The organism is Microbacterium sp. AG157 (assembly GCF_003385695.1).
In the GTDB taxonomy this organism is placed as follows: domain Bacteria; phylum Actinomycetota; class Actinomycetes; order Actinomycetales; family Microbacteriaceae; genus Microbacterium; species Microbacterium testaceum.
This window is the reverse complement of record NZ_QRDK01000004.1, coordinates 550,397-570,088: the sequence shown is the minus strand read 5'-3', so window position 1 is coordinate 570,088 and position 19,692 is coordinate 550,397. Positions and strand designations below refer to the sequence as shown.

Annotated in this window: 16 protein-coding genes and 1 riboswitch; of the genes, 14 read left to right on the top strand and 2 right to left on the bottom strand. The window is 68.4% G+C overall.

Going from position 1 to position 19,692, the window contains the following annotated elements:
* Nucleotides 1–4 precede the first annotated feature (4 nt).
* Complete coding sequence (locus DEU35_RS15545) at nucleotides 5–730, bottom strand: NrtR DNA-binding winged helix domain-containing protein (protein ID WP_170210681.1); 726 nt, start codon at nucleotides 728–730, stop codon at nucleotides 5–7.
* A gap of 237 nt (nucleotides 731–967) precedes the next feature.
* Here DEU35_RS15545 and DEU35_RS15540 point away from each other — a divergent pair, with 237 nt between their 5' ends.
* The 8 genes from DEU35_RS15540 (at nucleotide 968) to DEU35_RS15505 (ending at nucleotide 11,569) form a co-directional block, all read left to right on the top strand.
* On the top strand, nucleotides 968–2,143 hold the full coding sequence (locus DEU35_RS15540) for a MarP family serine protease (RefSeq protein ID WP_103210920.1): 1,176 nt from the start codon (nucleotides 968–970) through the stop codon (nucleotides 2,141–2,143).
* Between the two features lie 156 nt (nucleotides 2,144–2,299).
* The gene (locus tag DEU35_RS15535; RefSeq protein ID WP_141377367.1) at nucleotides 2,300–2,596 is read left to right on the top strand and encodes a hypothetical protein; all 297 of its coding nucleotides are present in this window, start codon (nucleotides 2,300–2,302) and stop codon (nucleotides 2,594–2,596) included.
* On the top strand, nucleotides 2,581–4,422 hold the full coding sequence (locus DEU35_RS15530; RefSeq protein ID WP_396652090.1) for an alpha/beta hydrolase: 1,842 nt from the start codon (nucleotides 2,581–2,583) through the stop codon (nucleotides 4,420–4,422). Before DEU35_RS15535 ends, DEU35_RS15530 begins: the two co-directional genes overlap by 16 nt.
* 88 nt (nucleotides 4,423–4,510) lie before the next feature.
* Nucleotides 4,511–4,900, top strand: a complete 390-nt coding sequence (locus DEU35_RS15525; RefSeq protein ID WP_146035584.1) for a hypothetical protein — start codon at nucleotides 4,511–4,513, stop codon at nucleotides 4,898–4,900.
* A 60-nt stretch (nucleotides 4,901–4,960) separates the two neighbouring features.
* A riboswitch (glycine riboswitch) is annotated at nucleotides 4,961–5,055 on the top strand.
* 160 nt (nucleotides 5,056–5,215) lie between these two features.
* Complete coding sequence (gcvT, locus tag DEU35_RS15520; protein ID WP_116240024.1) at nucleotides 5,216–6,340, top strand: glycine cleavage system aminomethyltransferase GcvT; 1,125 nt, start codon at nucleotides 5,216–5,218, stop codon at nucleotides 6,338–6,340.
* The gene (gene gcvH, locus DEU35_RS15515) at nucleotides 6,337–6,711 is read left to right on the top strand and encodes a glycine cleavage system protein GcvH (RefSeq protein ID WP_116240023.1); all 375 of its coding nucleotides are present in this window, start codon (nucleotides 6,337–6,339) and stop codon (nucleotides 6,709–6,711) included. Before gcvT ends, gcvH begins: the two co-directional genes overlap by 4 nt.
* Before the next feature lie 89 nt (nucleotides 6,712–6,800).
* A complete protein-coding gene (gene gcvP, locus DEU35_RS15510; RefSeq protein WP_396652092.1) occupies nucleotides 6,801–9,587 on the top strand; it encodes an aminomethyl-transferring glycine dehydrogenase in 2,787 nt (928 codons plus the stop codon).
* Nucleotides 9,588–9,826: 239 nt separating this feature from the next.
* Entirely contained in the window at nucleotides 9,827–11,569 is a 1,743-nt protein-coding gene (locus tag DEU35_RS15505) for an ABC transporter substrate-binding protein (RefSeq protein ID WP_116240021.1), read from the top strand.
* Between the two features lie 3 nt (nucleotides 11,570–11,572).
* On the opposite strand, the gene DEU35_RS15500 is transcribed toward DEU35_RS15505, so the two are convergent.
* On the bottom strand, nucleotides 11,573–12,427 hold the full coding sequence (locus tag DEU35_RS15500; RefSeq protein WP_258027984.1) for a CPBP family intramembrane glutamic endopeptidase: 855 nt from the start codon (nucleotides 12,425–12,427) through the stop codon (nucleotides 11,573–11,575).
* Between the two features lie 164 nt (nucleotides 12,428–12,591).
* Between DEU35_RS15500 and DEU35_RS15495 the strand changes: the two genes are divergently transcribed.
* The 6 genes from DEU35_RS15495 (at nucleotide 12,592) to DEU35_RS15470 (ending at nucleotide 19,692) form a co-directional block, all read left to right on the top strand.
* A complete protein-coding gene (locus DEU35_RS15495) occupies nucleotides 12,592–14,211 on the top strand; it encodes an ABC transporter substrate-binding protein (RefSeq protein WP_218026351.1) in 1,620 nt (539 codons plus the stop codon).
* A gap of 164 nt (nucleotides 14,212–14,375) precedes the next feature.
* Nucleotides 14,376–15,305, top strand: coding sequence for an ABC transporter permease (locus DEU35_RS15490; RefSeq protein ID WP_103210912.1), 930 nt, complete (start codon nucleotides 14,376–14,378; stop codon nucleotides 15,303–15,305).
* Entirely contained in the window at nucleotides 15,295–16,242 is a 948-nt protein-coding gene (locus tag DEU35_RS15485) for an ABC transporter permease (protein WP_103210911.1), read from the top strand. Before DEU35_RS15490 ends, DEU35_RS15485 begins: the two co-directional genes overlap by 11 nt.
* Nucleotides 16,239–17,903, top strand: a complete 1,665-nt coding sequence (locus tag DEU35_RS15480) for an ABC transporter ATP-binding protein (protein WP_103210910.1) — start codon at nucleotides 16,239–16,241, stop codon at nucleotides 17,901–17,903. The genes DEU35_RS15485 and DEU35_RS15480 overlap by 4 nt, the downstream gene beginning before the upstream one ends.
* Before the next feature lie 38 nt (nucleotides 17,904–17,941).
* Complete coding sequence (locus DEU35_RS15475) at nucleotides 17,942–18,490, top strand: PH domain-containing protein (protein WP_246078222.1); 549 nt, start codon at nucleotides 17,942–17,944, stop codon at nucleotides 18,488–18,490.
* Between the two features lie 221 nt (nucleotides 18,491–18,711).
* Nucleotides 18,712–19,692 carry an ABC transporter permease gene (locus DEU35_RS15470; RefSeq protein ID WP_103210908.1) on the top strand — a complete coding sequence of 327 codons (981 nt, stop codon included), beginning with the start codon at nucleotides 18,712–18,714 and terminating at the stop codon, nucleotides 19,690–19,692.

Here is a 19,692-nt window from a genome sequence, read left to right as displayed (position 1 = left end):
CCGATCAGTGACGGGACGGGAGCGGGCCGCGGTCGGCGAGCTCCACATCGCGGTTGTAGCGGTACAGGCGGGCGGGGCGATGGCTTCCGGTGCGGAAGCGCTCGGTCGGGATGAGCGTGTCGGAGGTGTCGACCTGGCGGCGGAAGTTCGCCGGATCCAGGCGCTTGCCCAGGATCGTCTCGTTCACCTCGCGCAGATCGGCGAGGGTGAACTCGTCGGGGAGCAGCCCGTGCGCGATGCGGCTGTAGCCGACCTTGTTGCGCAGGCGCCAGAGCGTGTACTCGACGATGTCGTTGTGGTCGAACGCCAGCGGCGGGAGATCGTTCGCGTCGAACCACTCCACGTTCTCGGGCGCGTCGCCCTCTCGCGCGTGGGCGGCGACCTGCGCGTCGACCTCGTCGGAGCGCAGCAGAGCCCAGTACACGATCGACACCACGCGCGTGGGCGAGCGGTCCACGGCCCCGAAGGCGTAGAGCTGCTCGAGATAGCTGGGGGTGAGGCCCGTCGTCTCGGCGAGGGTGCGGGATGCCGCGGTGTCGAGCTCTTCGGTCGCATCGAGCCAACCGCCGGGCAGGGCCCACCGTCCATCGAACGGGTCGCGCGTGCGGCGGACCAGGGGGAGCGACAGGACGGGCTCGTCGTGTTCGTCGCGTCGGACGCTGAAGATCACGGTCGACACCGCGACGCGCACGCCGGCATCGCGGGACTCGGGGTGAGGGGTTCTTGTCATGGTGACCATATCTCCGGAACCGATCTTAGTGTCATTCCGACTCGAAGGGCGAATTCCAGACGAGCCCGTCTGGATCGGGGCGGATCGTGCGGTGCGGGGCGTGAAATCACCGCCCCGAACGTCGGACGCGCCCCGAACCGGTGCGCGCCGCGGATGCGCGGCGGCCGGCTCGGCCCGCGCGTCGAAAGGGTTCTCTCAGACGGGCGTCCTAGCCTCGATGCGAACACAGGAGGTCGGATGCCGATCGTCGACATCGCCCTGATCGCCCTTCTGGCGGTCGCACTCGCCGTGGGTCTGTCCCGGGGCTTTCTCGCCACCGTCGGCTTCTTCGCGGGCCTCGCGCTCGGTGCCGTCGCCGCGTACTGGGCGCTGCCGTTCGTCGGTCAGTGGGTCACCGACCTCGCGTGGCGCGGACCCGCCATGATCGGCGCCGGGATCGCGCTCCTCGTGATCGGCTCGGGTCTCGGCAGTGCCGTGGGCGGATTCTTCCGTCGTGGTGCCGACCGCATCAAGCTGCGCGTCCCCGAGCGCCTCCTCGGCGGGGTCGTCAACGTCGCGGCCGCCGCCCTCACGATCTCGTTCGTCGCCGGCTCACTCACCCCGGTGGGAGTCCCCGTCGTCTCCGCCGCACTCGGCTCCTCGGCCGTGGTGCGCACGATCGACGACCTCACGCCCGCTCCCGTGCGCGGTGCGCTCGCCGACCTGCGAGGAACGATCTTCGCCGACGGCATCCCTCGTCTGGGCGAGCTCATCCAGATCGGTCCGGTTCCCACGACCCCGAGCATCGCCCTCGACGACCCCGCTCTCACCCAGGCCGCGCAGTCGGTCGCACGGATCTCGGGCACCGCCTATGCGTGCGGCATCACCTCGAGCGGCTCGGGCTTCGTCGTGGCCGAGAACCGCGTCGTCACCAATGCGCACGTCGTCGCGGGGGTCGACACCCCGCTCGTGGAGCTCCCGGGGCGTCCGGCCCGCGAAGGCCGCGTCGTCTACTTCGATCCGATCGACGACATCGCGGTCATCTCCGTCGACCAGTTGGATGCCGCGGCCCTGCCGATCGCGCAGACGCTCGCGGTGGGCGCTCCCGCCGTCGTCCAGGGCTATCCGGGTGGAGGGCCGTTCACCTCGGGAAGCGCGCAGATCCTCTCGGAGGGGACGGTTCCGGTCCCCGACATCTACGACGACTCACGCGCTCCGCGCGACATCTACGCCCTGGCCGGCATCGTGCGCCCGGGTAACTCGGGCGGTCCGCTGCTGACCACCTCGGGCCAGGTCGCGGGCATCGTGTTCGCCCGCTCCGACACCGACGACGACGTCGGCTACGCCATGACGCCCACCGAGCTCGAACCGGTGATGGCGCAGATGGGCTCGTTGTCGGCGCCCGTGGCGTCCGGGAACTGCACGCGCGGCTGAGCCGCCTCCGCGCCTCGGGCGGTGGGGAGGCCAATGCGCCGCCCGCTTCGGCGAGCGCTCTCTGCCCCGCCGGCGACGAGGGCCGTCGGCCGTGGGGCGGGTGAAATTTCCCTCTGGCGCCCCGTGTCGCTGCGTCATCTGTCTATGCTCCTGCGCATGGGGGACATCTCGATATCCGTCGATGAGGTGCGGCGGGTGGCGGCGAAGATGGTCGATGTCGTGCCCGGTGAGCCCGATGTCTGGGGCTTCTCCGTCGCCGACCAGCCCGACCTGAACCTCGCCCTGGCGGAGTTCGTCGGGTGCATGAACGACTGCACCGCCGAACGTCGCCGTGGTGTCCAGGCGCTCGCGGCGGGGCTACGCGAGGTCGCGGACATGTTCGAGAGCTTGGACGCCAGCGCCCAGGCCGACGTTCGAGCGCTGGGTGCCGTCGAGGGGTGGGTCATCGAGTGACTGCCGAACTCGGTGATACGCGAGACCCATCCGCCCTCATCCCCGGCGATGTCGCCGCTCTGTATCGGGCGATCTCCGCGTGGCGGGTGCGTGAGCAGAACGCCGACGAGGTCGGGGCAGCGCTCCGGACGATGCAGGCGGTCGCGGACTGGACCGGCGAAGCGGCCGACGCCTACGGGACGCGTGTCGGGGCTGTGGCGTCCGGCTGGTCCGCCATGGCGGCCGCCTTCCGGCGCGGTGGATCGGCACTCGAAGACGTCGCCGCCGCGATCGACGCTGCACGGGCAAGGGCCGGAGACGCCGTCGACCTGTGGGACCGAGCCGACGCGCTCGACGCTGCGGCTTTCCAAGAGCCACCCGCCACGCCCACCGGTTGGCTCGGGCCGGACCGACGAGCGTTCCTGGGCTCCGGACCGCGAGCAGAGGCCAGGGCGGTCCTCGCGGATGCGCGTGCGGCACTCCGCGATGCCGCGCAAAGGGCGGCTGCCGTGCTTCGCGCCGCCATCGCCGTGCCCGGCCTGGGCGCCGACGAGTGGGCGGCTCTCCTGACGGGTTGTGCGAATCCCGGCCAGGTGCTCGACGCTCTCGCCGGCGCGGACGCCGGGAGTCTGGCCGCTCTTCTGCGGGCCCGCCCGAACCTCGCCGGGATTCTCGCCCGGGCAGAGCCGGCGGCCGTCGCACCGTGGTGGGCGCACCTGGACGCGGCGCAGAAAAACGCGCTCATCCACGCCGCCCCGGCGATCATCGGCAACCTCGGGGGAGTCGCCTACGCCGCTCGCGACGAGGCGAACCGCATCTGGCTCAAGGACCAGCTCGCAGACGCGCGCGCAGCGCTGGCCGAGGCGGAGAAGCCACCGACATACGACGAGATCGTCGGGGGACAGGCCGCCGCCGAGGCGTATGCCGAGCGGCTCGATCGTGCGCGTTCTCGGGTGGAGGGTCTTGAGAACATCGAGTCGTCGCTGACGTCACCTGCCGGCGGCGCCCCTCGGCACCTCATCACTCTCACGGGGGACTCGCCCCCTCTCGCCGCGATATCCATCGGCGATCTCGACACCGCGGACAACATCACGTACGCCGTGCCCGGCATGGGAACCACGACCGAGGGGATGGACGGTTGGTCGCGCGCCGCTCAGAACCTCCTCGATCAGCAAAACCGCGCGGATCCGGGCCATTCCCATGCGACCGTGGCCTGGATCGGGTACAAGACCCCGCCCGTGCCGATCATGGAGGGAGGCTTCGACGTCATGCATAACGACCTGGCTGACGCGGGAGCAGCGAACCTCGCCCGTGACTTGCGTTCCCTTGACCACGTCAACTCCGGAGCGCAAGTGAACATTGTGGCGCATTCCTACGGGACCACCACGGCGTCTCTGGCTCTGACTGAAGACCAGGTCCACGTCGACTCCTTCGTCACGCTAGGTTCAGCAGGTTTGCCGACGAACATTGATTCGGCGTCGGACATACATGCGGATTCCGTGTTCTCGGGGCAGGCCCAGGACGTTTGGGCGATAGATCCTGCTCGAGGCGATCAGTGGGCGTGGACAGGGCGTCTGGCTCCTGACCATTCCGTCAATCCGATCAGCCCGGATTTCGGATCACACGCATTCAGCGTCGCCGGAGACGGAGCGCTGCGCGCGGTCAACGATCATGGCGCAGTCACATCGGATGAGGGGGGTTATCTTGACAAGCAGACGGAGTCTTTGCGCAACGTGGCCCTCGCCACGACCGGACGTGGTGATCTCGTGTCGCCTTATGTTCCGCCAGCTCCGACCCCGCTGCAGAAAGCGCTGATCGAAGGATTGACGAATGGCTTCTCGAACTAGTCGGCCCGTCCTTGCGATGGTGCTCGGAGCGCTCGTCCTCATCTCACCGATCACTTTGGCCGGCTGTGTGCAATCGAAGGAAGACAGTATGACTCCCGCTGAGGCCCGTGACGCTCTCGTCTCAACCATCGAAGACAGTGCGGCCCAGCTCAATGTCGCGGGGTGGAACCGCGATCACGCGCCCGAGGTCGGCGATTGCGGCGATCAACAAGGCCAGCGCGTCAATTACTCATATGGCTACGGGGCACCCGCTCCGGACAGTGATCGGGGTGCCGACGCCAAGGTCATCGCCGACTACTGGCGTTCGCTCGGCATGCAGGTGCGTGTCGTCGATACGCCGCTCTACGTCGTGTACGCCTCGGGCGGGACCGTGGCGGGTCTGTCGTTCTCAACGGCCCCCGGCGACTACTACATTGCCGGCACCTCCCTCTGCGTCCCCGGAGACGCCCGCGAAATACGCAAGCAGGACAACGGCTGAACATCGCACGTCCCGCGCCCGAGCTCCGCTAGGCTGACCCCACAAGTCCACACCGGCCCCATGATCGATGCGGGAGAGCTCCGGCGAACGCAGCCGGACACCGAAGGAGCAAGCCTCCCCGCCAATCTCTCAGGTACGCGTACCGCGTCGATCGGGCCACTCTGGAAAGAGACCCGGATGCACCGTCCCGGGTCCGCCGACGGTGAAAGCCCGCGCTCGATTCGACCGCACGGGTGAAACTCTCAGGTCCATGACAGAGGGGGAGTTCTCCAGGCGTCGTCCGACGTCTGTCCGTCATCGCGAACGGCAGAACTCATGACCGAAACCCCCGCTCCACCGCGCACGTCGCCGCTGAACGATCGACACGAGGCCCTCGGCGCCTCGTTCACCGACTTCGGCGGCTGGAACATGCCCGTGCGCTACACCTCCGACCTCGCCGAGCACCACGCGGTGCGCACGGCCGCGGGGCTGTTCGACATCTCGCACATGGCGGAGTTCCGCGTCGAGGGCGAGGCCGCGCCCGCGTTCCTCGACTACGTGCTCGCCGGGCGACTGTCGACCATGAAGATCGGTAAGGCGAAGTACTCGCTGGTGCTCGCCGAGAGCGGCGGCATCGTCGACGACGTCATCGTCTACCGCACGGGGGAGCAGAGCTTCCTCGTCATCTCCAATGCCGGTAATCGGGATGCCGTGGCCTCGGCCTTCGATCTGGCGCGGCGCACGTTCCCCGAGGCGCCGCTCGTCGACGACGTCACCGACGACTACGCCCTCATCGCTCTTCAGGGGCCCGAGGCGCGCGGCATCCTGAGCTCCACCCCGGGGGTGCAGATCACCGGCACCGCTCTCGACGAGCTCGGCTACTACGCCTGGACCGAGGGGACGTTCGAGGGCGCACCGCTGTTCGTCGCCCGCACCGGCTACACCGGCGAAGACGGATACGAACTCATGATCCCCACCGCGCAGGCCGCCGCGCTGTGGGACGCCGCGCTCGCCGCGGGCGCTGCTCACGGTCTCGTGCCGTGTGGCCTCGCTGCGCGTGACACTCTCCGCCTCGAGGCGGGCATGCCGCTGTACGGTCACGAGCTCTCGCGCGACATCGTCCCCGCCCAGGCGGGCCTCGGTCGCGTCGTCGCCGCCGACAAAGAGGCGTTCGTCGGGAAGGACGGGCTGTCCTCGGGTCCCGCCGACGCCCCCGTGCTCGTCGGTCTCGTCTCTGCGGGGCGTCGCGCGGGTCGCGCCGGCTACGCCGTGCTGCACGGGGACGAGACCGTCGGCGAAATCACCAGCGGGGCCCTCAGCCCCACCCTCGGCCACCCCGTCGCGATGGCTTTCGTCGCCCCCGCGGCATCCGAACCCGGAACCGAACTGACCATCGACGTGCGCGGGACCCGCATCCCCGCGACCGTCACCGCCCTTCCCTTCTATCGGAGAAACGCATGACCGACCTCACCGCCCTCAGCTACACGTCCGAGCACGAGTGGATCGCCCTCGACGGCGACATCGCGACGGTCGGCATCACCGACTTCGCCGCCGACAAGCTCGGCGACGTCGTCTTCGTCGAGCTCCCCGGCGCCGACTCCGCGGTCACCGCAGGCGACGTCTGCGGCGAGATCGAGTCGACCAAGTCGGTCGGCGAGCTCTACGCGCCCCTGAGCGGCACCGTCGTCGAGGTGAACGACGCGGTCGTCGACGACCCCTCCCTGGTCAACGCCGAGCCCTTCGACGGAGGCTGGCTCATCAAGATCCGCGTCGACGGCGAGCTCCCCGCCGACCTGCTCGACCGTGCCGCCTACGAGGAGCTCACCGCGTGAGCACTCTTCTTCCTCCGCGCACCGACGCGGGAACGCCCGCGGTGTTCGTCGACCGCCACATCGGCGTCGACGCGGCGGCCCAGGCCCGCATGCTCGAGACCGTCGGCTACGACAGCGTCGAGGCGCTCGTCGAGACCGCCGTGCCGGCATCCATCCACGTCCAGCCCCGTGCGACCAGCTCGATCCCGCCCGCGGCGACCGAGGCCGAGGCGCTCGCAGAGCTCCGCGAGCTCGCCACCGCGAACCGCTCGGCGCGGCCGCTGATCGGCCTCGGCTACTACGACACGTTCACCCCGTCGGTGATCGCGCGGAACGTGCTCGAGAACCCGTCCTGGTACACGGCCTACACGCCGTACCAGCCCGAGATCTCGCAGGGCCGGCTCGAGGCGCTCATCAACTTCCAGACGATGGTCACCGATCTGACGGGCCTCGCCACCGCGAACGCCTCGATGCTCGACGAGTCCACCGCGGTCGTCGAGGGAATGCTCGTGGCCCGTCGCGCCTCGAAGGCGAAGACCGATGTCTTCCTCGTCGACGTCGACGCCTTACCCCAGACCAAGGCCCTGCTGCACCACCGTGCCGCGGCCGTCGGCATCCGCATCGAAGAGACCGCGTTCGCGGGCGAGCTGCCCGAGGCGTTCGGCGCCTTCGTGCAGTACCCGGGCGCGACAGGACGCGTCTGGGACTTCTCGACCGTCGCTGAGACGATGCACGCGAAGGGCGGTCTCGTCGTCGCCGCGGCCGACCTGCTCGCGCTCACCCTGCTGCGCTCACCGGGCGCGCTCGGCGCCGATGTCGCGGTCGGCACGACCCAGCGCTTCGGTGTGCCGCTCGGCTTCGGCGGACCCCACGCCGGTTACATGGCCGTGCGGGCGGGCCTCGAGCGTCAGCTGCCGGGCCGTCTCGTCGGAGTGTCCCAGGATGCCGTCGGCGCCCCCGCCTACCGCCTCTCGCTGCAGACGCGCGAGCAGCACATCCGCCGCGAGAAGGCGACGTCGAACATCTGCACCGCCCAGGTGCTCCTCGCCGTCATGGCCGCGATGTACGCCGTTTACCACGGACCCGACGGCCTCCGAGCGATCGCGACGCGGGTCGCGCAGAAGGCCGATGCCCTGGCATCCGCTCTCCGCTCGTACGACCTGACCCTCGGGAGCGACGCGTTCTTCGACACCGTTCGCGTGCACGTTCCCGGGCGCGCGCAGGACGTGGTCGACCGCGCCCGCGAGGGGGGATATCAGCTGCTCTGGGTCGACGATGCGACGGTGGGCGTCTCGGTGGATGAGACGACGACGGATGCCGACATCTCGGCCGTGCTGAACGCTTTCGGTCTCGCCGGCGGCGAGCTGCCCGTGGGCGAAGCGCTGCGCGGCGTCGACGGCGCCCTTCACCGTGACGACGAGTACCTCACCCATCCCGTCTTCCACACGCACCACAGCGAGACGGCGATGATGCGCTACCTCAAGTCGCTCGCCGATCGCGACTACGCGCTCGACCGCGGCATGATCCCGCTGGGCTCGTGCACGATGAAGCTCAACGCGGCCACCGAGATGGCGGCGGTGTCGTGGCCGGAGTTCTCGCGCGTGCACCCGTTCGCGCCCGAGGCCGACGTGCACGGCTACCTCGAGATGATCGACCAGCTCGAGCGCTGGCTCGCCGAGGTGACCGGCTACGATGCGGTGTCGCTGCAGCCGAATGCCGGTTCGCAGGGTGAGCTCGCGGGCTTGCTCGCGATCCGCGGCTACCACCTCGCGAACGGCGACACCGAGCGCACGGTGTGCCTCATCCCGTCGTCGGCCCACGGCACGAACGCCGCCTCCGCGATCCTCGCGGGCATGCGGGTTGTCGTCGTCGCCTGCGACGAGGCGGGCAACGTCGATCTCGTCGACCTGCGCGCGAAGATCGCCCAGCACGCGGAGGCGCTCTCGGCCCTGATGATCACCTACCCCTCGACGCACGGGGTGTACGAGCACGATGTGCTCGAGATCACGCAGGCGGTGCACGACGCCGGCGGACAGGTGTACGTCGACGGTGCCAACCTCAACGCCCTGCTCGGCTTCGCTCGGTTCGGCGACTTGGGCGGCGACGTGTCGCACCTGAACCTCCACAAGACGTTCGCGATCCCGCACGGCGGCGGCGGACCCGGTGTCGGTCCGGTGGCGGCGAAAGCGCATCTCGCGCCGTACCTGCCCTCGCACCCGTTCTCGCAGCGCGCCGACCACGCCGGGGGGACGTTCGACGGCGGTCCGGTCTCGGCTGCCCCGCACGGCTCGGCCGGAATCCTGCCCATCTCATGGGCGTACGTGCGCATGATGGGCGCCGAGGGGCTCCGCCAGGCCACGGCCGCGGCGGTGCTTTCGGCCAACTACATCGCCACGCGCCTGCGCGAGCACTACCCGGTGCTGTACGCGGGCGAGGGCGGTCTGGTCGCGCACGAGTGCATCCTCGACCTGCGTCCGCTCAAGGAGCAGACGGGTGTCACGGTCGACGACGTGGCCAAGCGCCTCATCGACTACGGCTTCCACGCGCCCACGATGTCGTTCCCGGTCGCCGGCACCCTGATGGTCGAGCCCACCGAGAGCGAGGACCTCGCCGAGCTGGATCGCTTCGTGGATGCCATGATCGCCATCAAGCACGAGGCCCTCGCCGTCGCGGCTGGCGAGTGGCCCGCCGACGACAACCCCCTCGTGAACGCTCCGCACACGGCGGAGACCGTGGTCGTGGGGGAGTGGGACCACCCGTACTCTCGCGAGACCGCCGTGTACCCCGTCCGCTCGCTGATCCGCGGCAAGTACTGGCCTCCCGTGCGCCGCATCGACCAGGCCTACGGCGACCGCAACCTGGTCTGCTCGTGCCCGCCGCCGGAGGCGTTCGCCTGACCCGCGCGCGGCGTCGACTCCCGGCATCCGGGGTTCGGCGCCGCGCTCGTCTCGCTCCTTTCGCGGACCCGTTGATCTCGCGAGACTGCATCCCGCCGACAAGTGCGTTGCAGCGTGACGAAGGTTTGTCAGCGGGATGCAGCCTCGCGGCCCGCGAAACATCGCCCCGGCGGACAGAGCCGGACCGGTGCCCGCAGGAGACCGGGAGATCCTCAGGAGGCGTTTAGTAAAGTGCCCCTGTGCACCACGGGCTGAACGACGTTCCTCGACCGACTCGACGCCGTGGCGGGCCGGGACGCGTGATCGCGCTCCTCGTCGCCGCAGGGCTCGCGCTGGCCGGTTGCTCGGCTGCCGACCCCGCGCCCGAGCCGGCAAAGGAGCAGCGCACGAGTCTGACGGTCGGTGTCGTCGGTTCCCTCACGAGCTTCAACGCGGCCAGCGCTACGGGCGACACGGCCGCCAACCGGGCGGTGTCAGCTCTCCTCGACGAGAAGCTCGGATCGCTGGACGGAAACCTGCAGGTCGTGCCGAACAACGGCCTCGGCCGCATCACGCGCGTCGAAGGCGACCCGCTCACCGTGAGCTACGAGCTGTTCTCAGACCGCGTGTGGTCGGACGGCACTCCGGTGACGCTCGACGATCTCCTGTTCGGGTGGGCCGTCACCTCGCATTTCTTCGACGACGCCACCTACGACGCGAACGGCCAGCTGGTCTCGGGCACGCGCTACTTCGACACCGCGCTGCCCGCGGATCCCAACGCTCGTACGACGCGGCCCCGTCTCGACCGGGCGAACGACACGCTCACGCTCACCTACGACCAGCCGTTCGCCGACTGGAATCGCCAATGGCTGCTCGATCGTCCCGTGCACGTCGTCGCGCAGCGCGCGGGCGTCAGCGTCAAGGACCTGCTCACCGCGATCCTCACCGTGCCCGAGGGCGACCCGCAGGCGCCGGTCGCGCCGAACCCCGTGCTGGCCGCCGCCGCTCAGGCATGGAACACCGGTTTCGACGTCGCACCGGGGACCACCCCCGATCCCGCGGGCGTCGTCTCCTCGGGCCCGTGGACCGTCTCGGAGATCACGGCCGACACCCTCCAGCTCGCTCGACGCGACAGCTACCAGGGCGCGCATTTTCCGGGCCTCGAAGGCCTCACCGTCCGGTTCTTCCCGGATCGAGCCGCGCAGTTGTCGGCTCTCGAAGCGGGGACGGTGGATGTGGCCAACGTCGGTGACCTCGACGTCGCGGAGCAGAAGACGCTGACCGATGCGGGCTTCACCGTCCAGGTAGGGCCGACGTCAGAGACGCTGCAGCTGCGGTTCGCCACGACGACGGCATCCGATCTTCGTCAGGCGACGACTCTGTCGCTCGACCGTTCATCCCTCGTCCAAGACGTGCTCGGGGCCGTCCGTCCCAACGCGCAGCCGCTGCAGTCCTTCCTCTCCTCGCCGGCGACCGGCCAGCTCTACAACGATCTCGTGTCGGGGAACGGCGCTCCCGGGACCGGAGCCGACGTGAACGCCGCCCGCTCCGCCCTGAACGACCGGGCGGCCGTGCTTCGAGTGGCCTACGACACCACCGATCCAACGTCTTCGCTGGTGTTCCCGCGGATCGTGTCGATGGCCGCCAAGGCGGGCATCGCCGTTCGAGCCGCCACGGCGACGGAGATTCCGGATGCCACCCTCTCGTGGGTCGGCGAGGACGAGAGCCTCTATCGTTCGGCCCGCGACCGCATCGCGGAGGGCATCGACGGGGGAGACACCCAGGAGCTCTTCGACGACCTCACCACGCACACCGATCCCGTCGACGTGCTGTCGGAGGCGAAGCTCATCGACCGGTCGCTGTTCGCCGCGCACGCGGGAGTGCCGCTCTTGGAGCGCACGGGCGCCGTGGTCAGCGCAGCGGGCGTCGGGGGAGTGACCTACACCTCCGAGCCCAACGGGCTGCCGCCGGCGTTCTGGACCTGGTCGCCGCCTCAGTCCTGACTCTCAGGAGCTCGGAGACGGCGCGGGGGTGGGAGCGAAGATCCCTGGCCACCACGCTGCCGCGAGGGGGTATCCGACGAAGGCGACGATGTCGATGATCGTGTGTGCGACCACCAGGGGCATCACGCGACCCCATCGCTTGTAGCACCAGCCGAAGACCAGCCCCATCACGACGTTGCCGAGTGCAGAGGGCCATCCCTGGTAGAGGTGGTAGCTACCCCGCAGGAGGGCCGTCGAGACGATGATCCCCGTCCACGACCAGCCGAGACGACGCAGGCGGTCGAAGAGGAACCCGAGGAAGATGACCTCCTCGGTGAGGCCGGCTCGCAGTGCCGCGAGGACGAGCAGCGCGATGACCCACCACGACGAGTCCAGGGGAGCGGGGATGACCGCGATGCTTTGCCCGAGTGCCCGGCCGATCGCGTACACGCCGATCCCGGGGGCGCCGATGAGAACCACCAGCAGCAGCCCGCGCGCGGCGTCGCCGCCGAAGCGTCGGAAATCGAGGCCGATGCGGCGCAGGGCGTTGCTCGTCGGTTCCCACAGCAGATAGACGGCCAGGGCCACGAGGGCCAGCGAGAAGAAGATGTCGAGGAACTGGTAGATGGCGTCCCACAGCGGCTCGGCGCTGCGTGAGGGGTTCAGCTGCGTCTGCTGCTGCGAGATGGGCGCACGCGTCGCCGCACGCACGAAGGAGACGACCGAGTAGATCGCGGACTGACCGACGCTGACGAGCAGCACGATGGCGATCTCCCACCCGAGCCGGCGTCGCCGGTAGGTCTCCGTGCGCGCGATGGCGGGAGGATACGTCCAGTCTGCGCCGCCGCGTGACCGGACCGGCTTGTCAGATTGCTCCATGGAGAGCCTCTCGAGTAAATGCTGTGTAACGTTTTTCAGAGGAGTTTGGGGCACCTGGGTAAACGTGCCTAGTGTGTTCTCATCCTGCCCGACGGATCTTTCCCGCGCCTTGTGCTGCGCGAAAGCCCTGCATGGGCGACGATCATCCCTTCCCTGGAGGAACTGTGAAGCGCAACAAGATTGCCCTCTCCGGCCTCGCCCTGCTGGGAGCTGTCGGGCTTATGCTCGCCGGCTGCTCGGGCGGCGGAGACAACGGCGGCGGCTCGTCATCGGGCGGCGACGCCACGGCGATCATTCGGACGAACGGCTCCGAGCCGCAGAACCCGCTGATCCCCACCAACACCAACGAGGTCGGTGGAGGAAAGATCCTCGACTCGATCTTCGCGGGTCTGGTCTACTACGACGGAACCGGCGCCCCGGTCAACGACATGGCCGAGTCCATCGTCACCAACGACCCCCAGAACCTCACGGTCACCCTGAAGAAGGGCCAGAAGTTCACGGACGGCACCGAGGTCAAGGCCGACAACTTCATCAAGGCGTGGAACTACGGCGCCCAGCTTTCGAACAACCAGGTCAGCAGCTCGTTCTTCGAGGACATCGTGGGCTTCAGCTACGACGCTGACTCCGAGCTCACCGGTCTCCAGAAGGTCGACGACTACACCTTCACGATCGCTCTGTCGAAGCCGGCCGCCGACTTCGCGCTGCGCCTGGGCTACTCGGCGTTCTTCCCGCTGCCCGACGTCGCGTTCAACGACATGGCCGCCTTCGGTGAGAACCCCATCGGCAACGGCCCCTACAAGCTCAAGGGCGAGGGTGCCTGGCAGCACAACGTGCAGATCGACCTCGTCAAGAACGACGACTACCAGGGCGGTCGCACGGTTGAGAACGGTGGTCTGTCGATCATCTTCTACGCCACCCAGGACGCCGCATACGCCGACCTGCTCGGCGGCAACGTCGACGTGATCGACGGGGTTCCCTCGTCGTCGCTGGCCACGTTCCAGTCCGACCTGGGGGACCGCGCGGTCAACCAGCCGGCAGCGATCTTCCAGTCGTTCACGATCCCCGAGCGTCTCGCGCACTTCAGCGGCGAAGAGGGCAAGCTCCGTCGTCAGGCCATCTCGATGGCCATCAACCGCGACGAGATCACCAAGACGATCTTCCAGGGCTCGCGCACCCCGGCCAGCGACTTCACCTCGCCGGTCATCGCGGGCTGGTCGGACTCGCTCTCGGGCGCCGACGTGCTGAAGTTCAACGCGGACAAGGCGAAGCAGCTGTGGGCCCAGGCCGACGCCATCTCGCCCTGGAGCGGCTCGCTCCAGATCGCCTACAACGCCGACGGTGGACACCAGTCCTGGGTCGACGCGGTGACGAACTCGCTGAAGAACACGCTCGGCATCGACTCCTCGGGCGCGCCCTACCCGACGTTCAAGGAACTGCGCTCGGCGGTCACCAACCGCAGCATCGAGACCACGTTCCGTTCGGGCTGGCAGGCCGACTACCCCGGTGCGTACAACTTCCTCGCGCCGCTGTACGCCACGGGCGCCTCGTCGAACGACGGTGACTACTCGAACCCGGAGTTCGACGCGCAGATCACGGCCGGCATCGCCGAGACCGACCTCGAGGCGCAGAACGCCGACTTCGCCAAGGCTCAGGAGATCCTGCTGAAGGACCTCCCGGCCATCCCGCTCTGGTACTCGAACGTCACCGGCGGCTACGCCGAGGGCGTCAACAACGTCCAGTTCGGGTGGAACTCGGTTCCGCTGTACTACGAGATCACGAAGTAACCCTTCCGATCTCACCCGCGAGGCGGTGACGGATTCGTCACCGCCTCGCGGTCTGCCAGCCAGGCCTCATCACGACGTGTGATAAAACGGCACGGGTCCTTTCGCGGTCCATGCCCCCCTGAAAACGTCGGATGAGGCGTTTCCCACGTTCGAAAAGAGAGCGGATGCTCGGCTACATCCTCAGACGTCTGCTGCAGGTCCTCCCCGTGTTCTTCGGGGCCACCCTGCTGATCTACTTCATGGTCTTCGCCATGCCGGGGGACCCGATCCTCGGTCTCTTCGGCGACAAGACCCCTGCGCCCCAGGTCGTCGAAGCCCTGCGCGCGCAGTACCACCTCGACCAGCCCTTCATCGTCCAGTACTTCCTGTACATCGGCGGGATCTTCCGGGGCGACCTCGGCACCACCTTCTCGGGTCAGTCCGTCAACGAGGTGCTCGCACGCACGCTCCCCGTGACCGGTCGCCTCGCGGTGATGGCCCTGGCCATCGAGCTCGTCCTCGCTGTGGTGGTCGGCACCATCTCGGCCATCCGCAAGGGCAAGCTGTTCGACAACGTCGCGCTCATCGTGGCCCTGTTGTTCGTCGCCCTGCCGATCTTCGTGGCGTGCTTCCTCGCTCAGTACTTCCTGGCCATCCAGCTCGGCTGGTTCAAACCCACCGTGGGTGCCCAGAACAACTGGGGCGACCTGTGGTTGCCCGCCATCGTGCTCGGCTTCAGCCTCTTCGCCACGAGCATGCGCCTGATGCGCGGCTCGGTCATCGACACGCTGAACCAGGACTGGGTGCGCACCGCCTACAGCAAGGGCTTGTCGCGTCGCCGCGTCATCCCCGTGCACGTGCTGCGCAACTCTCTCATCCCGGTCATCACGAACTCCGCGACGAACTTCGGGGTGCTCCTCGTCGGCGCCACCGTCACCGAGGGCATCTTCAACATCCCCGGTGTCGGCAACACGCTGTACCAGGCCACCATCCGCGGCGAGGGACCCACGGTCGTTTCGTTCGTGACCGTCTTCGTCATCATCTACGTGCTGGTCAACCTCGTCGTCGACCTCCTGTACGGCCTCCTGGACCCGAGGATCCGCTATGTCAAGTAGTCAGTTCCCGGCGCCGCACTATGTCGCGCCGATCAAGACCGAGACCATCTCGGTCGACGCCGTTCGCGTCGCCGCCCGCAAGAGCAACCTCTGGCTCGACGCGTGGCGCGACCTCCGTCGCCGCCCCACGTTCTGGATCGCGCTGGCCGTCATGGCCGTCGTCATCCTGATGGCCGTGTGGCCGACGCTGTTCACCCAGGTGCCGCCCAACAACGACTGCCAGCTGTCCAACAGCAACGCCGGTCCCGCCTCGGGCCACATCCTGGGCTTCACGTTCCAGGGGTGCGACACCTTCTCCCGCATCGTCTGGGGAGCGCGTACGTCGCTGTCGGTCGGTCTGCTCGCGACCGCGATCGGCACGATCATCGGCCTGATCATGGGCGCGCTGTCGGGCTTCTACGGCGGATGGCTCGACGCGGTCATCTCGCGCGTCGGCGACATCTTCTTCTCGATTCCCTACATCCTCGCGGCCATCGTCGTGATGAGTGTTTTCTCGCAGTACCGCAACGTCGTCACCCTGGCGTTTGCGATCGGCGGGTTCGCGTGGGCGTCGACGGCGCGCGTGGTGCGCGCCGAGGTACTGCGCGTGCGTCAGGCCGACTACGTGGCGGCCTCGCAGGCGCTCGGTCAGACGCGTTTCCGCACGCTGCTGACGCACGTCATCCCGAACGCGATCGCCCCTCTGCTCGTGGTCACCACGATCAGCCTCGCGGCGGCCATCGTCGCGGAGGCGACGCTGTCGTTCCTCGGTGTCGGCCTGGGCGGCGACACCATGTCGTGGGGTAACGACATCAGCCAGGCGCAGCAGTCCTTGCGTATCGCGCCGCTGGCCCTGATCTGGCCGTCTGTCGCCCTGACGGTCACGGTGCTGGCCTTCATCCTGCTGGGCGAGCTCATCCGAGACGCCATCGACCCGAGAGCGAGGGCCCGCCGATGAGCGACGCCACCATGACGCCGCTGCTGTCCGTGCGCGACCTGAAGGTCGCGTTCGAGGGAGAAGGCGGTACGCGCGAGGTCCTGCACGGAGTCAGCCTCGACGTGTATCCCGGTCAGACCGTCGCCATCGTGGGTGAGTCCGGTTCGGGCAAGTCGACGACCGCGTCTGCGGTCATCGGTCTGCTCCCCGGCACCGGACACGTCACCGCCGGCAGCATCACCCTCGACGGGCGCGAGCTGACCGACCTCAGCCAGACGCAGTTCGAGTCGGTACGCGGCAGGGACATCGGCTACGTCCCGCAGGACCCGATGTCGAACCTGAACCCCGTGTGGAGCATCGGCTTCCAGGTCAAGGAGGCGATCCGCGCGAACGGCATCGCCACCGGCCGCAAAGAGGTCGAGCAGCGCGCGATCGAGGTGCTGAAGCAGGCCGGTCTCGCCGACGCCGAGCGTCGACTGCACCAGTACCCGCACCAGTTCTCGGGCGGTATGCGCCAGCGCGCGCTCATCGGTATCGGCCTCGCGGCCGACCCGAAGCTGCTGATCGCCGACGAGCCGACCTCGGCTCTCGACGTCACCGTGCAGCGCGTCATCCTCGACCACATGGCATCCCTCACTCGCGAGCGGGGCACCTCGGTGCTGCTCATCACGCACGACCTGGGGCTCGCCGCGGAGCGCGCCGACACGATCGTCGTGATGAACCAGGGCGAGATCGTCGAGTCGGGTCCCAGCCGCGAGATCCTCGAGAACCCGCAGCACCCGTACACGCAGCGACTGGTGGCGGCCGCCCCCAGCATCGCTTCGCAGCGCATCCAGGCGAAGGTGGAGGACCGCGGCATCCTGCGCGAGTCCGACATCGACGCTCCCGCGACGGTCAAGGTCACCGACCTCGTCAAGGAGTACAAGATCCGCCAGGGCGGGTTCCGCAGCGAGCAGTTCCGCGCCGTCGACGGGGTCTCGTTCGAGATCCCGCGTGGCAAGACGCTCGCCCTCGTCGGCGAGTCGGGCTCCGGCAAGTCGACGATCGCGAAGATGGTGCTCAAGCTCGAGGAACCCACCTCGGGCTCGATCGAGGTCGACGGCGTCAACACCGGCAAGCTGAACGCGAAGGACACCTTCAACCTCCGCCGCCGCATGCAGCCGGTCTTCCAGGATCCGTACGGCTCGCTCGACCCGCTCCGCAGCATCGGCAACCTGATCGCGGAGCCGCTCAACATACACAAGGTGGGTGACGGTGCCTCGCGCCGCGCCCGTGTGGAAGAGCTGCTCGAGCAGGTCGCTCTGCCGCAGGAGCTGGCATCCCGCTATCCGAACGAGCTGTCCGGCGGACAGCGTCAGCGCGTCGCCATCGCGCGTGCGCTCGCGCTCAAGCCCGACATCCTCGTGCTCGACGAGGCCGTCTCGGCTCTCGACGTGCTCGTGCAGGCGCAGATCCTCCAGCTGCTGGCGGAGCTGCAGTCCGAGCTGGGGCTGACGTACCTGTTCATCACGCACGACCTCGCCGTCGTCCGCGTCGCCGCCGACCTGGTGTGCGTCATGGAGCGCGGCAAACTCGTGGAGCAGGGCACGGTCGACGAGATCTTCGCCCAGCCGTCGCAGGAGTACACGCAGCGCCTGCTCGACGCCATTCCCGGCGCCTCGCTCTCACTGGGCGGCGCGTGACACGCGACGAGCGCTTTCGGGGCGCGGAGCACCCACGGGTGTTCCGCGCCCCGTCGTCGATCGTGGGCCTGATCGTCGGCGCGGTGCTCGCGGTCGTGCTCTTGGGGGATGCCGCGCTCCGCGCCGGCGTCGGCGAGATGCTCCTGCTGGCGCCGTGGGTGCTGTTGGCGCTGTGGGCCGTCTACGCCCTGCTCTTCGCCCCTCACGTGCGCATCGATGCCGATGGCATCCGCATCCACAATCCGCTGCGCGTCGTCGACGTCGCCTGGGCGCGTGTCGCCGATATCGACATGCGCTGGCAGCTCGAGATCCGTACCGACGAGCCGCGCGTCGTGAAGGCGTTCGGCGGCCCCGTCGCGGGGCGTCCCGGCCGACCGCCGCTGCGTCGCGACGACTCACGGGGTCGTCGCGAGCCTCCCGCGATCCGTGATCTGCAGCTCATTCAGGAGGCGTGGGAGACCGCGCGCCGCACTGCCTCGAAGAGCGGTGTCGTGCGCCGCTCGTGGGACATTCCCTCGGTCATTTCCCTGCTGGTTCTGATCTGCTGGGTTATCATCGCTTTGTTCATCTCAGGCGGTCTCGGCTGAGCGCGATGCTGCGCTCGATGGAGACCGTGGTGACAAAGCGCCATGTAAGAGCTTTGTTACGGTCGTGAAAAGTGTGTTCCCCCGGCACGCGTTTCATGGGAAGCCGACGTAGGGTCGCTGAAGATCCTTAGCCAGGCAAACGAATAGGCGGGGATCTCGAAGGCGAGAGGACCACCCATGATGCTGACCCCCGATGTGTTCCGGACGGGCTCGCGCACCTCATGACGCTGTACGTTCTACGACGGTTCGTGAACTACGCCGTCCTGAGCCTGCTGGCGACGTGCCTGGCGTACGTGCTCGGTAGCGCTCTGCTGCGACCCCAGGACCGCTTCTACGGTATGAACCCGCGTCCCCCTCAGGAGTCGATCGTCGCGAGCCTGGATGCTCTCGGCGCCAACCCCGACGTGCCGATCCTCGTGCGGTTGTGGAACTGGCTCGTGAACCTGTTCACGAAGTTCTCGCTCGGCAACACGATCGGCGGCCAGGACGTCATGACCGAGATCGCGACGCGCGCCGGAACCAGCCTTCGTCTTCTGCTGATCGGATCGCTGATCGGTGCCGTCGTCGGTGTCCTCATCGGCGTGTGGGGAGCGGTGCGCCAGTACCGTGCCACCGATCAGGTGACGACCTATGCCTCGTACCTCGTCTTCGCGACGCCGACCTTCGTCATCGGCGTTCTCCTGATGATCGGTGCGACCAACCTCAACAACGCCGCGGGCACTCAGCTCATCCGCTTCACGGGGGAGTACACCGCGGGGGTCGAGGGGTTCTGGCCGATGGTCGCCGACCGCGCGGTGCACCTGTTGCTGCCGACCCTCGCGCTGGTGCTCATCAGCGCCGCGTCGTACTCGCGGTACCAGCGCAGCATGATGCTCGACGTGCTTGGGGCCGACTACATCCGCACGGCCCGCGCGAAGGGATTGCCGCGCACCCAGGCGCTCTTCCGCCACGGGGTGCGCATCGCGCTCATCCCGATGTCCACCTTCTTCGCCTACAGCTTCGGCACCCTGATCGCCGGTTCCACCATGCTCGAGATCGTCTTCTCGTGGCGAGGCATGGGGCAGTTCCAGCTCAACGCCGTCACTCAGCAGGACATCAACGCCGTGGCGGGTTCGACCCTGTTCGTCGCCGTGCTGGTGCTGCTGTCGTCGACTCTGTCCGAGGTGCTCTACGCCGCACTCGACCCGAGAGTGAGGAGCTGA

Coding starts and splice junctions, on each gene's coding strand:
- DEU35_RS15525 (WP_146035584.1), top strand. CDS start 4,511: ATGACTCCCGCTGAGGCCCGTGACGCTCTCGTCTCAACCATCGAAGAC.
- DEU35_RS15500 (WP_258027984.1), bottom strand. CDS start 12,427: ATGGAGCAATCTGACAAGCCGGTCCGGTCACGCGGCGGCGCAGACTGG.
- gcvP (WP_396652092.1), top strand. CDS start 6,801: ATGCTCGAGACCGTCGGCTACGACAGCGTCGAGGCGCTCGTCGAGACC.
- DEU35_RS15545 (WP_170210681.1), bottom strand. CDS start 730: ATGACAAGAACCCCTCACCCCGAGTCCCGCGATGCCGGCGTGCGCGTC.
- DEU35_RS15540 (WP_103210920.1), top strand. CDS start 968: ATGCCGATCGTCGACATCGCCCTGATCGCCCTTCTGGCGGTCGCACTC.
- DEU35_RS15485 (WP_103210911.1), top strand. CDS start 15,295: ATGTCAAGTAGTCAGTTCCCGGCGCCGCACTATGTCGCGCCGATCAAG.
- DEU35_RS15490 (WP_103210912.1), top strand. CDS start 14,376: ATGCTCGGCTACATCCTCAGACGTCTGCTGCAGGTCCTCCCCGTGTTC.
- DEU35_RS15480 (WP_103210910.1), top strand. CDS start 16,239: ATGAGCGACGCCACCATGACGCCGCTGCTGTCCGTGCGCGACCTGAAG.
- DEU35_RS15470 (WP_103210908.1), top strand. CDS start 18,712: ATGACGCTGTACGTTCTACGACGGTTCGTGAACTACGCCGTCCTGAGC.
- DEU35_RS15535 (WP_141377367.1), top strand. CDS start 2,300: ATGGGGGACATCTCGATATCCGTCGATGAGGTGCGGCGGGTGGCGGCG.
- gcvH (WP_116240023.1), top strand. CDS start 6,337: ATGACCGACCTCACCGCCCTCAGCTACACGTCCGAGCACGAGTGGATC.
- gcvT (WP_116240024.1), top strand. CDS start 5,216: ATGACCGAAACCCCCGCTCCACCGCGCACGTCGCCGCTGAACGATCGA.